Genomic DNA, 16272 nt, shown 5'->3' with positions numbered 1-16272 from the left:
CCTCATTTGGCTTGTGCGTGAATGGCGCCTATTCGTCGCGCTGGCGAGCGAACAGGGCGTCGAGTTTCTCTTCGAACAAATAATAGTTGATGCTTTCATACAGCTCGTTGCGGGTCTGCATGGTGTCGATGACGCTTTTCTGCGTGCCCTCCTCGCGCAAAGCGCGGTACACCCGCTCCGCCGCCCGGTTCATCGCCCGGAAGGCCGACAGCGGATACAGCGCCATATCCACCTGGGCGCTGCGCAGCTCGTCGGTGGTAAACAGCGGCGTCGCGCCGAACTCGGTGATATTGGCCAGGATCGGCACCTGCGTCGCTTCGGCGAAACGGCGATACATGCCCAGTTCGGTGATCGCTTCCGGGAACAGCATGTCCGCCCCGGCCGCCACGTAAGCCTGAGCGCGCTCGATGGCCGCCTCCAGCCCCTCCACCGCCAGCGCATCGGTGCGCGCCATGATCACGAAGTCCGGATCGCTGCGCGCATCCACCGCCGCCTTGATGCGATCCACCATCTCTCCGGTGGAAACGATGGCCTTATTGGGGCGATGGCCGCAGCGCTTGGCGCCGACCTGATCTTCGATATGCAGCGCCGCCGCCCCGGCCTTGCTCACCGATCGCACCGTGCGGGCGACGTTGAACGCCGAAGCGCCGAAACCGCTGTCGACATCCACCAGCAGTGGCAGCGGGCAAACGTCGGTGATGCGCCGAATATCGGTCAGCACATCGTCCAGGGTCGAAATGCCCAGATCCGGCAGCCCCAGCGAACCGGCCGCCACGCCGCCGCCGGAAAGGTAGATGGCCTGGAATCCGGCCCGCTGGGCCAGCAGCGCATGGTTGGCGTTGATCGCGCCGGCGATTTGCAGGGGTTTTTCTTTACTCAGGGCCTGACGAAAGGCGAGCCCGGGTGCGCGCAGCGTCATGACGTTTTCTCCGATTAGCCAGATGAAACAGACAGAGCAAGGGGCGGGCCAGGTTGTGCTTCGGTGAGGGGAAAAATTAAAATCGATAAAAATAAGCGAGTTACAACATCTGCAGCGCCATTGGCCTGGCAAAGGGGTAAAAAACGTTTCAGCTAACGTTTCAATCGTTGTTTCACGCAGTAAATTTGAAACATCACTGAAACCGGGCTACACCTAATGCAGCCACTTCCATTCGGTAACCCACCATGAGCGATCACGTCACGCCGGACAAACCGGTGATCTGGACCGTCTCCATCACCCGCCTGTTCGATCTGTTCCGGGACATCAGCCTCGAGTTCGACCATCTGGCAACCATCATCCCGATCCGCCTCGGCTTTGAGGAGGCGGTGCAGCACATCCGCGCCCGCCTGGCGACCGAGCCTTGCGACGCCATCATCGCCGCCGGCTCCAACGGCGCCTACCTGAAAAGCCGCCTGTCGGTGCCGGTCATCCTGGTCAAGCCCGGCGGTTTCGATCTGCTGCAGGCGCTGAGCAAGGCGCGCAGAACCGCCGATCGGATCGGCGTCATCACCTATAAAACCCCTCTGCCCGCGCTGCTAGAGTTCCAGCAGACCTTCGATCTGCCGCTGGAGCAGCGCAGCTACGTCACCGAAGAGGACGCGCGCGGCCAGATCGCCGAGCTGAAAGCCGCCGGCATTCAGGCCGTGGTTGGGGCGGGCCTCATCAGCGAGTTGGCGGAAGAGGCCGGGCTCACCGCCATTTTTCTCTATTCCGCCGCCACCCTGCGCGCCGCCTTCAGCGATGCGCTGGACGTGACGCGCCTGATGCTGGGCGGCGGCAAACGCGGCGGCGATTACGCCGCGCGCAATACCCTGCAGCCGCGCTACGGGCTGGGCGATTTGCAAGGCGACTCCCCGCAGATGGAGCAGACGCGGCGCACCATCATGCTGTACGCCCGCTCGCCGGCGGCGGTATTAATTGAAGGAGAAACCGGCACCGGCAAGGAGCTGGCGGCGCAGGCGATCCACCGGGAATACTTTTCCCGGCGCGGCGCGCCGGCCAGAGGCGCGACGCCGCCGTTCGTCGCCATCAACTGCGGCGCCATAGCCGAATCGTTGCTGGAGGCGGAGCTGTTCGGCTATGAGGAAGGCGCCTTTACCGGCTCACGGCGCGGCGGCCGACGCGGACTGTTGGAAACCGCCAACGGCGGCACTCTGTTTCTGGATGAGATCGGCGAAATGCCGCTGCACCTGCAAACCCGGCTGCTGCGCGCGCTGGAAGAGAAGGCCGTCACCCGGGTCGGCGGGCAGCAGCCGGTGGCGGTCGACTTTCGCGTCATCAGCGCCACCCACAACCACCTGGAGCAGGCGATTCAACGGGGCGGCTTTCGCGCCGATCTGTTCTACCGCCTGAGCGCCCTGCGGCTGCAGCTGCCGCCATTGCGGGTGCGCGGCGACGATATCGCGATGCTGGCGGAACACTTTCTGAAGCGGTCGCTGGCGGCGCTCGACGTGCCGCTGACGGAGCCGCTGCGCGCCGCCCTGGCCGGCTGTTACGCCGCGCTGAGTCATTACGCCTGGCCCGGCAACCTGCGCGAACTGCGCAACATGATGGAGCGGGTGGCGCTGATGCTGAGCACCGGCGCCGCGCCGAGCGGCGAGACGCTGCGCTGGCTGCTGCCGGAGCTGGCGGCGGCCACGCCGCCCGAGACGCCGCCAGCTCCCGTCTCCGCCCACGAAGCGCTGGCGCGATGCGGAGGCGACCACGCCGCCGCCGCCCGATTGCTCGGGATCAGCCGCACCACCTTATGGCGCCGGCTGAAAAAAACGAACTGAGCATCAGCCGGCGCGCCGGCCGTCCGAGGCCGGCAGCAGCTGCGCTCGCCGCTCGCCCAGCAGGTTCATGCCCGCCGCCGCCAGCAGGATGATCGCCGCGCCCAACAGCTGCCAGGCCGACAGCCGGTGGCCAAACGCCAGGCGATCCACCAGCATGGCGGCGATCGGGTAGATGAACGACAGCGAGCCGATCAGGTTGGTCGGCAGCTTCTGCAGAGCGCCGTACATCAGCACGTACATCAGGCCGGTGTGCAGCACGCCGAGCGTCGCCAGCATGCCCCACTGCCCAGCGCTGGCCGAAACGTGGAAATCCACCAGCGGCAACAGCATCACCGCCCCTACCGCCACCTGGATCAGCGCAATAAGATGCGGCGGCGTGCCCTTCAGCCGCTTGGCCGCCAGCGCCATCAGGGCGTAAAAAAACGCCGCGCCAAGCGCCAGCGCGATGCCCGCCAAATAATGACTCTGTTCCCCCGCCTGCCGCGGCTGCGCCAGCACCACCAGCATCATGCCGCCGAACGCCAGCCCCAGCCACAGCAGCTTGCGGGCGGTCAGCCGTTCCCCCAGAAACAGCGCCCCCAGCCCCACCAGCATAAACGGCTGGGTGTTGTACACCGCCGTGGCGATGGAGATAGAGGCATAGGAATAGGCGGCAAACAGCAGCAGCCAGTTGATCACCAGCGCCACCCCACCGGCGATCGCCAGCAGCAGCGTGGCGCGCGTCAGCACATCGCGCCGCAGCTGCCCCAGCGCGCCGCACACCGCCAGCAGCACCAGCGCCCCCACCGCGCAGCGCCAAAACACCACGTTGACCACCGGCTGGCCGGACATCAGCACAAACCAGCCGATGGAGCCGGAAATCAGCATCGCCGCCGTCATCTCCAGCGAGCCGCGTTTTATCTCTGCATTCATTCTGCGTTCCTCCAAACTTGCCCAGAGGCATAGCTTGCGGCTTCGCGGGGCGGCTTTCCATAGCATAAAAAAGGCAGATATGCTTAACTGCCTTTTTCTCGTAGCTATAATAAAGAAAATACCTAACGGAGGCGTTATGGATGATATCGATCGCCAGATCCTGACTCTTTTGGCGCAGGACGCGCGCGCGTCGTTGAAGACGCTGAGCGCGCAGGTGGGGCTGTCGTCGCCGAGCACCTCGGAAAGGCTGCGGCGGCTGGAGGAAAGCGGCGTGATCCAGGGTTATACCCTGAACGTCAATCTGCAGGCGGTGGGCTACGCCTTCGAGTCGCTGGTGCGCATCAAGCCGCTGCCGGGCATGCTGAAGAAGGTCGAGCAGCTGATTCAGGCGATACCAGAAGTGGTCGAATGCGACAAGGTGACCGGCGAAGACTGCTTTATCGTGCGGCTGGTGGCGCACTCGATGGCGCAGCTCGATCACACCCTCGATCGGCTGGCCGAGCAGGCGCAGAGCAACACCTCGATCGTGAAAACCACGCCGGTCAAGCGCCGCCTGCCGCCGCTGCTCTGATTAACGCCGCCGCTTGCGGGCGAACGGGTTGCCGCGCTTCTTCTCTTTTTTGGCCGCGTCGGCGGCGGATTTCAACGCCGCCAGATGCGCCTTGTCGGCCTCCGGCACCGCGCGCTGTTCGATCGGGAACACCGGCAGCGACGCCAACAGCCGCGAACCGTAGTTTTTGGTCAACAGCCGGCGATCGTAGATCACGATCTCGCCGTAGCATTGGTTGCTGCGGATCAGGCGGCCGACCTGCTGGATCAGGTTGAACGAGGCGCTCGGCAGGCTCTGCACTTCGAACGGATAGCGTTTCAGCGATTTCAGCCACTCGCCTTCGGTAATGATCACCGGGCTGTCGATCGGCGGGAACGCAATTTTGTGAATGTGTACCTGGGTCAGCAGCTCGCCTTTCAGATCCAGCCCTTCGGCGAACGATTGCAGCCCCACCAGCACGCTGGCGACGCCCTTCTCCACCCGCTTGCGGTGCTCTTCCACCAGCCGGTAGCGCGGCTGGTCGCCCTGCACCAGCAGCATCAGCCGCAGATCGGTCACGTAGCTGAGGAAAGTCTGCATCGCCCGGTGGCTGCTGAACAGGATCAGCATGCCTTTGTGCTTGCCGCTCGCCTGCTCGGCGCGGAAACATCGCGCCATCTCCTCAAGGTGCTCCGCCTCGTTGGCGAGAGCCGGTTCGTAGCGCATCTGCGGAATGACAATCTTGCCCTGTTCGACGTGATTGAACGGCGAAGAGAGCGTTTCGAAACGATCGCCGGCCTTCTCGCTCAGCCCGCTCATCTCCTGCAAACGCGCGAAGCTGTTCAGCGAACGCAGCGTGGCCGAGGTGACCACCACGTGCGGCACCTTGCGCCACAGCAGCTTCTCCAGTTGGTCGCTGACGCGGATGCCGACGCAGTGCAGGTAAAGATGAGTGACGTTATCGCGCAGCTCGCGCGTGACCCATTTGGAGATCGGCGCATTGGACGACTTGTCGAGCGCCGCCAGCCGCCACAGCTTGCTCATCGCCTCCAGATAACCCAGCGTGCGGCTCATCTGAATGATCGACCGGTGCAGGCGCACGATGTCGTGCTTGCCGGTCTGCTCGGTGAGATCGTTAAGCACGAACTCCGCCAGCCCGCGCAGCGCATCGGTCAGTTTGAACAGCCGCGCGCAGCTCTCCACCATCTCCGCCGGCAGCTCGCCCATCTCGAAACGGTGCTCGGCCGCCACGCTGTCGCCGGGCAGATAGGCGCTGACCTGATGCTCGAAGATCTGCACCAGCTCGCGCAGCTCCTCGCAATGGTTTTTCAGCCGCTCGCTGTTGGCCAGCCCCGGCGGATTCTTCGGCCGGTACTGCGTCATGCACTGCTCGACCTGGCGCACGATCATGTCCAGCTGCAGGTTGGTCGACAGCGCGGTGATTTCCCCGTCGATCTCCAGCGCGTCGCGCGCCACCTCCGGCAAATGGTGGCCTTCGTCCAGCACCAGCAGCAGCTCTTTCGGGTTCGGCAACACCGATTCCGTCTCCAGCGCCGCCATCACCAGAGCGTGGTTGGCCACCACCACGTCGGCGCTCTCGATCTCTTTGCGGGCGATATAGAACGGGCATTCGCGAATGTAGTGGCAGTTGCGCCCCAGGCAGTTGGCCTTGTCGGTGCTCAGCTTGGCCCACAGCGGATCGTCGATGCTCTGCTGATAGTGATCGCGCAGGCCGTCCCACTCGAAGCGGGCCAGCGCCTTGGTCAGCTTCTGGCACAGCGCCTGCTCTTCGCCGCTGGACGGCGCCAGCTCGTCGTCGAGGAACAGCGTCAGATCGCCCTGTTGGCTAACGTCGGTGCTCATCGCCGCCAGGTTGCGCGGGCACACATAGCGCCCACGGCCAAAGGCGCCGGTAAATTTCAGATCGGGGATAATCTTTTTCAGCAGCGGCAAATCCTTGCTGTAGATCTGGTCCTGCAGCGCCACGTTGGCGGTGCTGACCACCAGCGGTTTACTCTCCGCCCGCCCGACGGCGATGCCCGGGATCAGGTAAGACAGCGTTTTGCCGACGCCGGTCGGCGCCTCGATCGCCAGATGGCGCGGGTAGTCGCCGGCCAGCGTCTTCGCCACCTCGGCGATCATCTGGCGCTGGGGCGCACGGGAAATGAAATCCGGTATTTGCTGCTGCAGGGCTTTGTACCACTGGCCAATCTGATCTTTAACTGCGGAGGAGAGCGCCATTCAACTCTTATCTAAACGAAATGATGGCGCTATTGTCCCACAGACCGCCGGCGACGTCAGCCCGAGTTACGCCTGCGGCTCGATCATCGAGACGCGACCACCGCCGAACGACCACTCGTCCAACTGGGTGGTGGCGATCACCACCATCACATCCTCGGGGCGGAGCCGCAGCTTTTCCGCCAGCAGCGCCGCCAGCCGCCCGTAGAAGCGCCGCTTGGTGTCGGTGTCGCGCGGCCGCCCGGCGGTGATGTAAAACAGCACGAAATCCACGCTGCGCGGCCCGCCGAGATAGTCGCGATCGTAGATAAGCTCACCGGGGCGGTATTGATCGAGCACCTGAAATTTATCCGTCGGCGGCACCTCAAAGGCCTCCACCAGCGCCTGATGCAGGCTGTCGGACAAGGTTTGCAGATAGTCGGCGGACTTGCCCTGATGCAGGGCGATGCGGCTAAACGGCATGGTTGTCCTCCTGTTCCAGTTCGCGCAGGCGCGCCACGGCCGACGCCGCCGCGGGCCAGCCGGCGTAGAACGCCAGATGGGTGATGAGCTCGGCCAGCTGCTGGCGCGTCACGCCGTTGCGCTGCGCCAGCTGCAGGTGAAACGGCAGCTGTTCCACGCGGTTGAGCGCCACCAGCGCGGCGACGGTAATCAGGCTGCGCTCGCGCGGGCTCAGCGCCGGCCGCTGCCAAATATCGTCAAACAACACGCTGTCGCTGAGCTGCGCCAGCTTGGGGGCAATATCGCCGAACGCCTGCTGCCCGGCCTGGGATTCTGATGGCATCACACTCTCCTGTCAGTTGCGGATAGCCTTACGCTACCCGCCGCCGCAGCGAGTGAAAATCGGGATTTTCAGCAGTCTCGGTTCAGAAATACGGGAGGGTTCCCCGCCGGGCGGCGGGGAGGCATCACGATTCCAGCGGGGCAACACCGTCGAAATGGGCGCTCAGCAACGCATTCAGCTCCGGCCGCTGTTCCACCCGCTCTGCGATGGCGTACAGCCGCGGGCAGTGTTGCCGGAACCACGCGCGACCCGGCCGCCAGTGGCACATCACCGCCACGTACAGATCCAACGCGCTGAAGCTCTTGCCGAGAAACCACGGGCCCGCAGCGCCGGCGGCGGCGTTCAGCTGCCGCAATAAGCGCTCGCGATAAGCCATTACCGCGTTTTTCAGCTGTTCCGCCCCCGCCGCCTGCGGCTGCCAGCGCTGCGGATGGTCGGCATAGGTGAAGGTGGGGTAAATCTCCGCGTTGATGAACAGCAGCCAGCGCAGAAAACGCGGCAACAGCGGCGAGCCGCCGGGCGGCGCCAGCTCGGCATGCGGTGCGCGATCGTGCAGCAGCAGAATAATCGCCGCACTCTCCGTCAGCACTTCGTCATTGGGCAACACTAAGGTGGGCACCTGGCCCAACGGGTTCAGCGCCAGCAGGCGATCGCGCTCCGGACCGTCCTGCGTGTAGTCCACCTCCTCATAGCCCCAGGGGAAAGCGGTCAACACCAACGCGGCGGCCACGATCGTCGAGCCGCAGCCCTGCGTGCCGAACAAAGTATAAGTATCGTGCATGATTCCTCCCGCAGCGGAACAAGGTATCGATAACTGTAGACCAGCCGCCGACCGTCGGCCGAAGAAAAAATTCACTCTTTACGCGACTTTTTTAATCGTTCGACATGAAAATGAATTTTTTGTCATAAATAGATCACATTACTACGGTAAAAATTCTCCGCCGCCAACAATCAGGCGGCACAGTAAAACAGCAATGCAACTGATGATAAGCGTCTTTCAATCGAATAAAGCAGGGTAACCCATGAAACGTAATCTTCTGGCCGTTATTATTCCGGCACTTTTACTTGCGCAAGCGGCACAGGCAGCAGAAATCTACAATAAAGACGGCAACAAACTCGATTTTTACGGCCGTGTAAAAGCCCTGCATTATTTCTCCGATGATGCCGGCAACGATGGCGATAAAACCTACGTGCGTATCGGCTTTAAAGGCGCGACTCAGATTAACGATATGCTGACCGGTTACGGCCAGTGGGAATATCAGATCGCCGCTAACCATTCTGAATCCGACGGCACCAAAGACACTAAAACGCGTCTGGGCTTCGCCGGTCTGAAATATAAAGACCTCGGTTCTTTCGACTACGGCCGCAACTACGGCATCATTTACGACGTCGGCGCCTGGACGGATATGATTCCTGAATTCGGCGACGATGCTTACATCAAGACCGACAACTTTATGAACGGCCGTACCAACGGCGTTGCCACCTACCGTAATAACAACTTCTTCGGACTGGTCGACGGCCTGAAATTTGCCGTGCAGTACCAGGGCAAGAACGAAAACGACGGCCGCTCCGCCAGCAAGGCGAACGGCGACGGCTGGGGCCTCTCCTCCAGCTACGAAATCATCGACGGCCTGAGCGTGGGCGCCGCCTATGCCTCTTCCAACCGCACCACCACGCAAAAAGCGGGCACCTTCGGTAAAGGCGACAAGGCCGATATCTGGGCCGGTGGTCTGAAATACGACAACAACAACGTCTATCTGGCCGCGACTTATTCGCAGAGCCGCAATATCGCACCTATTTCCGGCACCGCCACCATCAATAACAACGCCACTTCCGTTAGCGGCTTCGCCAATAAAGCAGAAGGGATTGAATTGGTCGCACAATATCAGTTCGACTTCGGTCTGCGCCCATCGCTGGGTTACGTTCAGCAGAAAGGCAAAGATATTGAAGGCATCGGCGACGTCGATCTGGTGAAATATTTCGACGTGGCGGCAACCTATTACTTCAACAAAAACATGTCCACTTATGTCGAATATAAAATCAACCAGCTCGATGACGACAACAAGCTGGGTCTGAAAAACGACGACGTGGTTGTTGTCGCCCTGACCTACCAGTTCTGATGTGATGAATGAATAACCACCACTGCAAACTTTAGCGTCACTTGATACCCAGAGTTTTATTTCGCCGGGCGGCTGCGTCCGGCTTTTTTGTTTTTATTTTCCCCCTGTCCAATCCCCCCGCTTGCCTTGCAAAAAAAACGGGTCTACATGTATAGCTTTCCCCCGAGCGAAATCAGCCATGCATAACGACGGACACTTCGACTTCCACAACGCCCTGCGCTACAGCAGCGACGAACTGGCGAACATCCTCAGCCACTGCTTTGAAAACTACATCGTGCGCTTCGTCCTCGACGGGCCGACCTTCGCCGCCCGCTTCGGCGCCGAAGATCTCAGCCTGAACGACAGCCTGATCGTCACCCACCGCCATGAACCGGTGGCGGTGGCGCTGATCGCCCGCCGCGGCCGGCACAGCCGGATCGCGGCCTTTTCCGTACGCCCCGAGATGCGCGGGCAGGGGCTTGGTAAGGCGCTGATGCAGCGGGTAGTAGCGGATGCCCGTCAGCGCGGCGACCATCGGCTGTCGCTGGAAGTGATCGAAGGCAACGACGCCGCGCTGGCGCTGTACCATCGCGCCGGGCTGCGCATCGTGCGCACTCTGACCGGCCATCAGGCGCCGGCGGCGGTGCCGCCAGGCAAGGCGGTGCTGCAGGCGGTCGATCCACTGACCGTCAGCCATCGCCTGACGGCGGAAGGCGCCACCGACCTGCCCTGGCTGATCGCCCCCGAATCGCTGTTCAAGCTGCCGGGCAAACCGCAAGCCTATACGCTCAATCGCCAAGCCTACGCCGTGGTGATGCCCGGCGCCGAGCACTGCTGGCTGCGCCTGATCTACGTGCCGCCGCAGCACCGCGGCCAGGGGCATGCGCGCGCCTTGCTGGCCGCCCTGCAAACAAGGTTCGCCCCTTTGCCGCTGACTGCCAACGTCGTTGTGCCCGAGGTGACCGCTCCCTTCTTTACGCATCTTGGCTGGCGGCAGGATCCCCTGCGCCAGTTCGAGATGGATATGCTGCTGGACAGCCCACAAGAATAAAACCGAGAGAGATAACGATGGCAGGAAAACAGGCAAGGAAACTCACCCTCGGCGCGGCGGTCGGCGTCGCGCTACTGACGTTGGCCGGTTGCGCGCAGCCGCCGCACACCGATGCCCAGGCCCAGCAACAGCTGGCGGATCAGTCGGTGCTGGCGGTGAACTGGTTCCAACAGTCCGGCGAATACCAGGCGCTGACGCATCAGGCGTTCAACAGCGCGCAGCGCGCCTTCGATCAGGCCAAGGCCGCACCGGGCCGTAAAAAGGCGGTGGTGGTCGATCTGGATGAAACCATGCTGGACAACAGCGCCTACTCCGGCTGGCAGGCGCAGCAGGGCCAGCCGTACGACGGCGCCACCTGGGCCCAATGGACGCAGGCCGAACAGGCCGGCGCGGTACCGGGCGCGGTGTCGTTCGCCCGCTACGTCAACGCCCATCAGGGCACGATGTTCTACGTGTCGAACCGCAAGCAGAGTGAATACGCCGCCACGGTGGCCAACATGCAGAAGCTCGGTTTCACCGGCATGTCGGAAAAGACCGTGCTGCTCAGCACCGATACCTCCAATAAGCAGGCGCGCTTCGACGCCATCAAACAAGCCGGCTACGACATCGTGGTGTACGCGGGCGACAACCTGAACGACTTCGGCGCCGCGACTTACCACCAGGACAACGCGCAGCGCCGGGCGTTCGTCAGCGAGAACCAGAACAAGTTCGGCACCGAGTTCATCGTGCTGCCCAACCCGCTGTACGGCGATTGGGAAAGCGGGCTGGCCCGCGACTACAACAAGCTGACGCCGCAGCAGAAGCTGCAGGTGCGCCAGCAGGCGATCAAAGCCTGGCGCGGGCGCTGATTCAGGAATAGGGAGAAAAAAACCATATAACCTAATATTTTTTCAAAAAGGGATTAACGGAGCATGCCGCCGAACCAATGGGGATATTGGCTCGGCGGCATGAACATAAAGAAATGCGTATGCTCAAATTTTTGATTGCGGGTATAAGAAATGTGAGAAATCGGTATCGGCACTGCCCTGTGAAGCCAATCCCACACCGCTTCCCGGTGAAGCAAGCACTTTCACTATCCTTTCAGCAATATCAGAGTAGTTCATCCCTTAACCCTCTCGATTTTAACCGTCCGAAAACCGTAGCGGCATCCGCTCTTTGATTTAATCTGGCCGTAACCTAAGCAGCAAGGCACGGATCTTCAAGGTCAAATGGCTATGGGGACTTACAACATCATTCCAGAACTTTTTCGAAACAGACCGCCTGCGGGTTACCTCGATAACGGCCATAATTTTCGCGTATCCGATACCCCTGAGCCAGATAAAACTTGATGGCACGCAGGTTCACTCTTCGAGTTTCCAGCCACAGTTGGCGATACCCCAACCATCGAGCCTGTTGTTCCAGAGCATGTAATAATTTACGACCAATACCATTACCAGGCTCACGTACATACATCCGTTTTAACTCCGCAACGCCAGAAGTTAATCGACGCAGCGCCCCACAAGCTACGGCTTCATCGGCAGCATTGCGTACCAACATAAAACAACCTCCATCCGCTTGTATAGCAGCAGGATCAAACGAGGATGTACCGCTATCGCCGGTGATCTCAGCCAGTTGCACCGACAATTCCGCCATCAGTGTCAGCGCGTCTGAGCTATCAACTTCACTTAATAGTATCCGAAGAGTCACAGCAGTTTGTACATATAGCAGGTGGCTTCCAACGCCCCGCCGTCGCTGGCGCGGGCGTAATGCGGAATGTCGCCCGCCGCCTCGAACCCCAATTGGCGGTACAACCCCTGCGCCGCGCTGCCGCTCAGGGTGTCCAGCACCAACAGGCTGCGGCGATGACGCGCCGCCAGCGCCTGCACTTCCTGCATCAACAGCCGCGCGACGCCCTGCCGCCGCGCCTGCGGGTGCACCATCAGCTTGGCCACTTCCGCCCGGTGGCGGCCGTTGTCCGGCATCGCCAACAGCAGCTGCACTGTGCCGACCGGCCGACCGTTCGCCAGCGCCACCAGCATCGCACGCTCTCCCCGCGCCAGGGCCGGCAGCAGCCCCTGCCAAAATGCCCGCGCCTGCTCCACTGTAAACGGCATGACAAAACCGATGCTGGCGCCGTGCGCCACGCTGGCGTGCAGCATCTCGGCCAAGTCGGCCACGGCGCTTTGCGCCGCGTCGGCGCCCCACTGTTGCAATTCAATCATGGTTATGGCCTGCAGATAACGAGCGTGTAATGGGCCGGCTCATCGCCGGGGACATGGAAACGGGACGCGCCGAACAGGCGGTAGCGCAGGCAATCGCCGGGCGACAGCCGGAAAACGCGCCCTTCCAGCGTCAATTCCAGCTGCCCGGACAGCAGCCAGAGGTGATGCTCCAGCGCCGGAATCGACGGCAGGTCGTAATCGATCTGCGCGCCGGCATCGAGCCGGGCTTCGATAAACTCGGCCTTATACAGCGCGGCGGGAGGAGAAACGGAGCGACGGTGGAAACCGCTGACGCGATCGACCCATACCGGCTGTTGCGGCGGCCGCAACAGCTCCGGCGGTTCGTCTTCGATTTCGCTCAACAGGCGCGACATGGTCAACCCGTAGGCGGCGCACAGCCGGTTCAGCAGCGACGCCGTCGGGCTGGTTTCGGCGCGCTCCACCCGCGAGAGCGTCGCCCGGCTGAGACCGGTGCGCTGCGCCAACTCCTCCAGCGACCACCCCTGCTGCTGGCGCAAATCCGCCAGCCGCTGCGCCAACCTCAGGTCGGCAGTCTCCAAACCGTTATCCATCGCTCACACTCCGCCTTGAAATCCCATATAAGAGAAATAATCTCAAATTAGAGATATGGCAAGTGGATTTTAAAAAATGCCGCGCAGCGCGATGAATATCAGCATGCTCAGCAACACCACCGCCAGCATACTGCGCAGCAAGAACGCCACTATCACCGCAAACACCATCGAAGAAGGAGGAGCGTTCTAGCACTCGCGCGAGGGCGGGTTTTGTACAAGATTGCCCGTCTCGGCGCCCGGCGGCGCGATCGCCGCGCAGCGCCAGGCGCTGAATACCGCCAGCAGCGGCGCCAGCGCGAACGCCAGGAACAGCCAGCGCGCCGCCGACGCCGCGCCCGCCGCGCCGCCCGGATCGTTCAGCCCCGCCAGATTGGCGATCATCCCGGCCAGCGCCGCACCGAATGCGGTGGCGAACAGCTGCACCGTGGTAATCGAAGCGCCGGCGATATCTTTGTCCGCTTCGGGCGCCACCTGCAAAATGCGCGTCAGCAGGTGCGGCCAGCCGAAGCCGATGCCGAACCCCACCAGCAACAGCGCAATGACGATCGGCGCCAGCGCCTGCCAGTGGCCGCCGGACGGCACCGGCATCAGGATCGCCAGCGCCAGCAGCCCCACCAGCACAAACAGCGGCCCGCTGACGATCGCCCGGCGAATGCCCGCCCCGCGCCAACCGGAGCTGAGGATCTCGGACAGCGTCCAGCCGGCGGCCATGGCGGCGGCAATATAGCCGGAGATCAGCGGCGACTGGCCGTGCAGCAGCTGCAGAAAATAGGGCACGAAGATCTCGCTGGTCATGCCGATCACCAGCAACGCGGTCGTGATGTAGAGCGCCGCCAGCGATGAGCCGCGCCGCAGCGCGCCGTGCGGCAACAGGCGGGCGCGCGAGTGCGCTTCGCGCTTCAGCAGCCAGGCCATCAGCACCAGCGAGAGCGCGATGCCCGCCAGGTTGATCCAGGCGCTGTGCGCCAGACTGCCGGCGGACACCGCCAGCACCGCCACGGTCAGCAACAGCAGCTGCGCGGTCGGCAACGGCGCGGCCGCCTGCTGCGCTTTACCCTTGGGCAGGATCAGGAAGGTAAATGCGGCGTACAGCGCCATGATCGGCAGCAGAATGCCGAAGGCCCAACGCCAGGCGTTCAGCTCGGCGAAAATGCCGCCCACCGCCGGCCCCACCAGGGTGGCGATGCCCCACATCGCCGAGATGAGCGCCATGGCGCGCGGCCACAATCGCTGCTCGAACACCAGGTTGATCATCGCGTAGGAGAGCGCAAAGATCAGCCCGCCGCCGAAGCCCTGCACCGTACGCCCGATCAGCATCACCGGCATGCTCGGCGCCAGCGCGCACAGCGCCGCCCCGGCGATGAAGAACAGCGAAGCCACCAGATAGGCGCTGCGCGCGCCGTAGCCGCTGAGCAGCCGGGCCGACAGCGCGGAACCGAGGATCGACGCCACCACGAACAGCGTGGTGTTCCAGGCGTAGAGATCCAGACCGCCGATATCCTGCACCACCGAGGGCAGAATGGTGGTGGCGACCAGAATATTGATGGCATGCAGCGCCACGCCGAGCGAAAGCGCGATCGCACTGGCCGCATTTTTGCCGGAGAAAAGGTCGCTCCAGCGGCTATCGTCATGGGTTATCACGGTTGTCGTCCTGTTTTCAGAGGAATGGCATTGAGTTGGTCATAAGATTGCGTTAAATTTAACAAGAGTTATCTTGGAATAAGTTAGGGCGAGGCGGAGAAATATGTCAAGAATAAACTTGGAAAATAGCGGCAGCACCGCACAATCGGTCAGTGACCGCTTGCTGACGCTATTGAAAACCCGCGGCCCACAGCAAGCTTCTGATGCAGGAAAGGTGCTCGGCACCACCGGTGAGGCGGCCCGCCAGCAGTTCGTCAAGCTGGCGAAAGAGGGGCTGGTCGAAGCGGTGGCGGAAACGCGCGGCGTGGGCCGCCCGGTGCAGCTGTGGCATTTGACCTCGGCCGGCAACGCGCGCTTTCCCGACACCCATGCGGATCTGACGGTGCAGCTGCTGCGCACCGTGCGCGACAAACTGGGCGAACAGGCGCTCGACGTGCTGATCGAGACCCGCGAGCAGGAAAACCGCATCAACTACAAGCAGGCGATGATCGGCGCCACCGATCTGCAGGAGCGTGTGGCGCGCCTGACCGAAATCCGCTGCCGCGAAGGCTATATGGCCGAATGGCGTCAGGAGGAAGACGGTTCCTATCTGCTGGTGGAAAACCACTGCCCGATCTGCGCCGCCGCCACCGTCTGCCAGGGCTTCTGCCGGGCGGAGCTGAGCATCTTCACCGAAGTGCTGCAGGCGCAGGTGGAGCGCGCCGAACACATTCTGGCCGGCTCGCGCCGCTGCGCCTACCGGATTTCGCTCCTTTAACACCGGTTTTTGCCCACGTTTTCAACCGGTACAGATTATTCTGCTTGTGCATCCCGCACCTTCCCTTCTAAGGTTGAATTAACGCATATTCAGACCAACAGCGGGCCTCGCGCTCGCTCTGGCAAATCCGTCGGCGCCTGGCGCGCAGCGGCAGAGTAACCCCACGGGAGTTGAACGATGAAGAAGCCGCATGCCGGATTCTGGCTGGCGACGCTGGGACTGGGCGTCTGCTGGCTGCTGGCGCTGCTGACTCGCGATCGGCTCAACGGCATCCTGCTGGCCGGCGCGGCGCTGGCGCTGATCTTTACCCCGGCCGCCCGCCGCAAAGGCGCGGCCCTGGCCGCCCTGGGCGGTATCGGCATGGATGGGCTGTGGAGCTACAGCGGCGTGCTGCACTACAGCGGGCAACACGGCCTGCCGCTCTGGACCATCGCGCTGTGGATCGGCTTCGGCTGCTGGTGGTATTGGCTGCTGGACGTGGTCAGAGCGGCCCCCTGGCCGCTGGCGGTGCTGGGCGCCGCCGTCGGCCCCTTCGCCTACGCCGTGTCCTGGAAGCTGGACGCCTTGCTGCCCGGCGTGCCGCCGGAGTTCATGCTGCTGCTGCTGGCCGTCGGCTGGTCGATTTACCTGCCGGCCGTCAGCTGGCTGCAGTGGAAGCGGCGGGACAGCTGAACGGCGGGCGGCGGCCGGGAAAAATAATGCCGAAAGCCATTGCTTATCGGTTGCCCGATCGG

The 16272-nt window shown here is 62.7% G+C and carries 18 protein-coding genes; 7 read left to right on the top strand and 11 right to left on the bottom strand.

Annotated features, from left to right (window positions below):
- Window positions 1–28: 28 nt before the first annotated feature.
- Complete coding sequence (gene prpB, locus ACK3CV_RS07800) at window positions 29–919, bottom strand: methylisocitrate lyase (protein ID WP_164140703.1); 891 nt, start codon at window positions 917–919, stop codon at window positions 29–31.
- A gap of 245 nt (window positions 920–1164) precedes the next feature.
- Between prpB and prpR the strand changes: the two genes are divergently transcribed.
- The gene (gene prpR / locus ACK3CV_RS07795; RefSeq protein WP_164140702.1) at window positions 1165–2754 is read left to right on the top strand and encodes a propionate catabolism operon regulatory protein PrpR; all 1590 of its coding nucleotides are present in this window, start codon (window positions 1165–1167) and stop codon (window positions 2752–2754) included.
- Window positions 2755–2757: 3 nt separating this feature from the next.
- Here prpR and ACK3CV_RS07790 read toward each other — a convergent pair whose 3' ends face one another.
- Window positions 2758–3666 (bottom strand): DMT family transporter, encoded by a 909-nt coding sequence (locus ACK3CV_RS07790; RefSeq protein ID WP_041034093.1) that lies wholly within the window; start codon window positions 3664–3666, stop codon window positions 2758–2760.
- A gap of 136 nt (window positions 3667–3802) precedes the next feature.
- On the opposite strand from ACK3CV_RS07790, the gene ACK3CV_RS07785 reads away from it, so the two are divergent.
- Window positions 3803–4237, top strand: a complete 435-nt coding sequence (locus ACK3CV_RS07785) for an Lrp/AsnC family transcriptional regulator (protein WP_033637644.1) — start codon at window positions 3803–3805, stop codon at window positions 4235–4237.
- Here ACK3CV_RS07785 and dinG read toward each other — a convergent pair whose 3' ends face one another.
- The 4 genes from dinG to ACK3CV_RS07765 form a co-directional block, all read right to left on the bottom strand.
- Window positions 4238–6436 carry an ATP-dependent DNA helicase DinG gene (gene dinG, locus ACK3CV_RS07780; protein WP_033637643.1) on the bottom strand — a complete coding sequence of 733 codons (2199 nt, stop codon included), beginning with the start codon at window positions 6434–6436 and terminating at the stop codon, window positions 4238–4240.
- 66 nt (window positions 6437–6502) lie between these two features.
- On the bottom strand, window positions 6503–6895 hold the full coding sequence (locus ACK3CV_RS07775) for a tautomerase family protein (protein ID WP_164140701.1): 393 nt from the start codon (window positions 6893–6895) through the stop codon (window positions 6503–6505).
- Window positions 6885–7217, bottom strand: a complete 333-nt coding sequence (locus ACK3CV_RS07770) for a carboxymuconolactone decarboxylase family protein (protein WP_033653414.1) — start codon at window positions 7215–7217, stop codon at window positions 6885–6887. The genes ACK3CV_RS07775 and ACK3CV_RS07770 overlap by 11 nt, the downstream gene beginning before the upstream one ends.
- Window positions 7218–7341: 124 nt before the next feature.
- Window positions 7342–7998 (bottom strand): glutathione S-transferase family protein, encoded by a 657-nt coding sequence (locus ACK3CV_RS07765; protein ID WP_164140699.1) that lies wholly within the window; start codon window positions 7996–7998, stop codon window positions 7342–7344.
- A gap of 241 nt (window positions 7999–8239) precedes the next feature.
- Here ACK3CV_RS07765 and ompC point away from each other — a divergent pair, with 241 nt between their 5' ends.
- The 3 genes from ompC (at window position 8240) to ACK3CV_RS07750 (ending at window position 11215) form a co-directional block, all read left to right on the top strand.
- Window positions 8240–9337, top strand: coding sequence for a porin OmpC (gene ompC / locus ACK3CV_RS07760; protein WP_164140697.1), 1098 nt, complete (start codon window positions 8240–8242; stop codon window positions 9335–9337).
- A 178-nt stretch (window positions 9338–9515) separates the two neighbouring features.
- Window positions 9516–10367 carry a GNAT family N-acetyltransferase gene (locus ACK3CV_RS07755; RefSeq protein WP_164140695.1) on the top strand — a complete coding sequence of 284 codons (852 nt, stop codon included), beginning with the start codon at window positions 9516–9518 and terminating at the stop codon, window positions 10365–10367.
- Between the two features lie 17 nt (window positions 10368–10384).
- Window positions 10385–11215: a 5'-nucleotidase, lipoprotein e(P4) family gene (locus ACK3CV_RS07750; RefSeq protein ID WP_164140693.1), complete on the top strand. Its 831-nt coding sequence runs from the start codon at window positions 10385–10387 to the stop codon at window positions 11213–11215.
- A gap of 123 nt (window positions 11216–11338) precedes the next feature.
- On the opposite strand, the gene ACK3CV_RS07745 is transcribed toward ACK3CV_RS07750, so the two are convergent.
- The 5 genes from ACK3CV_RS07745 to ACK3CV_RS07725 form a co-directional block, all read right to left on the bottom strand.
- Window positions 11339–11470: a hypothetical protein gene (locus ACK3CV_RS07745; protein WP_255170871.1), complete on the bottom strand. Its 132-nt coding sequence runs from the start codon at window positions 11468–11470 to the stop codon at window positions 11339–11341.
- A 127-nt stretch (window positions 11471–11597) separates the two neighbouring features.
- Window positions 11598–11999 (bottom strand): GNAT family N-acetyltransferase, encoded by a 402-nt coding sequence (locus tag ACK3CV_RS07740; protein WP_050498665.1) that lies wholly within the window; start codon window positions 11997–11999, stop codon window positions 11598–11600.
- A 50-nt stretch (window positions 12000–12049) separates the two neighbouring features.
- Window positions 12050–12568: a GNAT family N-acetyltransferase gene (locus ACK3CV_RS07735; RefSeq protein ID WP_060429746.1), complete on the bottom strand. Its 519-nt coding sequence runs from the start codon at window positions 12566–12568 to the stop codon at window positions 12050–12052.
- Window positions 12569–12570: 2 nt separating this feature from the next.
- The gene (locus tag ACK3CV_RS07730) at window positions 12571–13140 is read right to left on the bottom strand and encodes a helix-turn-helix domain-containing protein (RefSeq protein WP_164140691.1); all 570 of its coding nucleotides are present in this window, start codon (window positions 13138–13140) and stop codon (window positions 12571–12573) included.
- A gap of 186 nt (window positions 13141–13326) precedes the next feature.
- Window positions 13327–14781: an MFS transporter gene (locus ACK3CV_RS07725; protein ID WP_033646916.1), complete on the bottom strand. Its 1455-nt coding sequence runs from the start codon at window positions 14779–14781 to the stop codon at window positions 13327–13329.
- A 103-nt stretch (window positions 14782–14884) separates the two neighbouring features.
- On the opposite strand from ACK3CV_RS07725, the gene ACK3CV_RS07720 reads away from it, so the two are divergent.
- Window positions 14885–15538: a helix-turn-helix transcriptional regulator gene (locus ACK3CV_RS07720; protein WP_060428302.1), complete on the top strand. Its 654-nt coding sequence runs from the start codon at window positions 14885–14887 to the stop codon at window positions 15536–15538.
- A gap of 177 nt (window positions 15539–15715) precedes the next feature.
- On the top strand, window positions 15716–16210 hold the full coding sequence (locus ACK3CV_RS07715) for a DUF2878 domain-containing protein (protein ID WP_033637629.1): 495 nt from the start codon (window positions 15716–15718) through the stop codon (window positions 16208–16210).
- Window positions 16211–16272 lie beyond the last annotated feature (62 nt).

The organism is Serratia sp. TSO36 (genome assembly GCF_057808395.1).
Note: the sequence above shows the minus strand (reverse complement) of the source record. Positions and strands in the feature narration are given on the sequence as shown.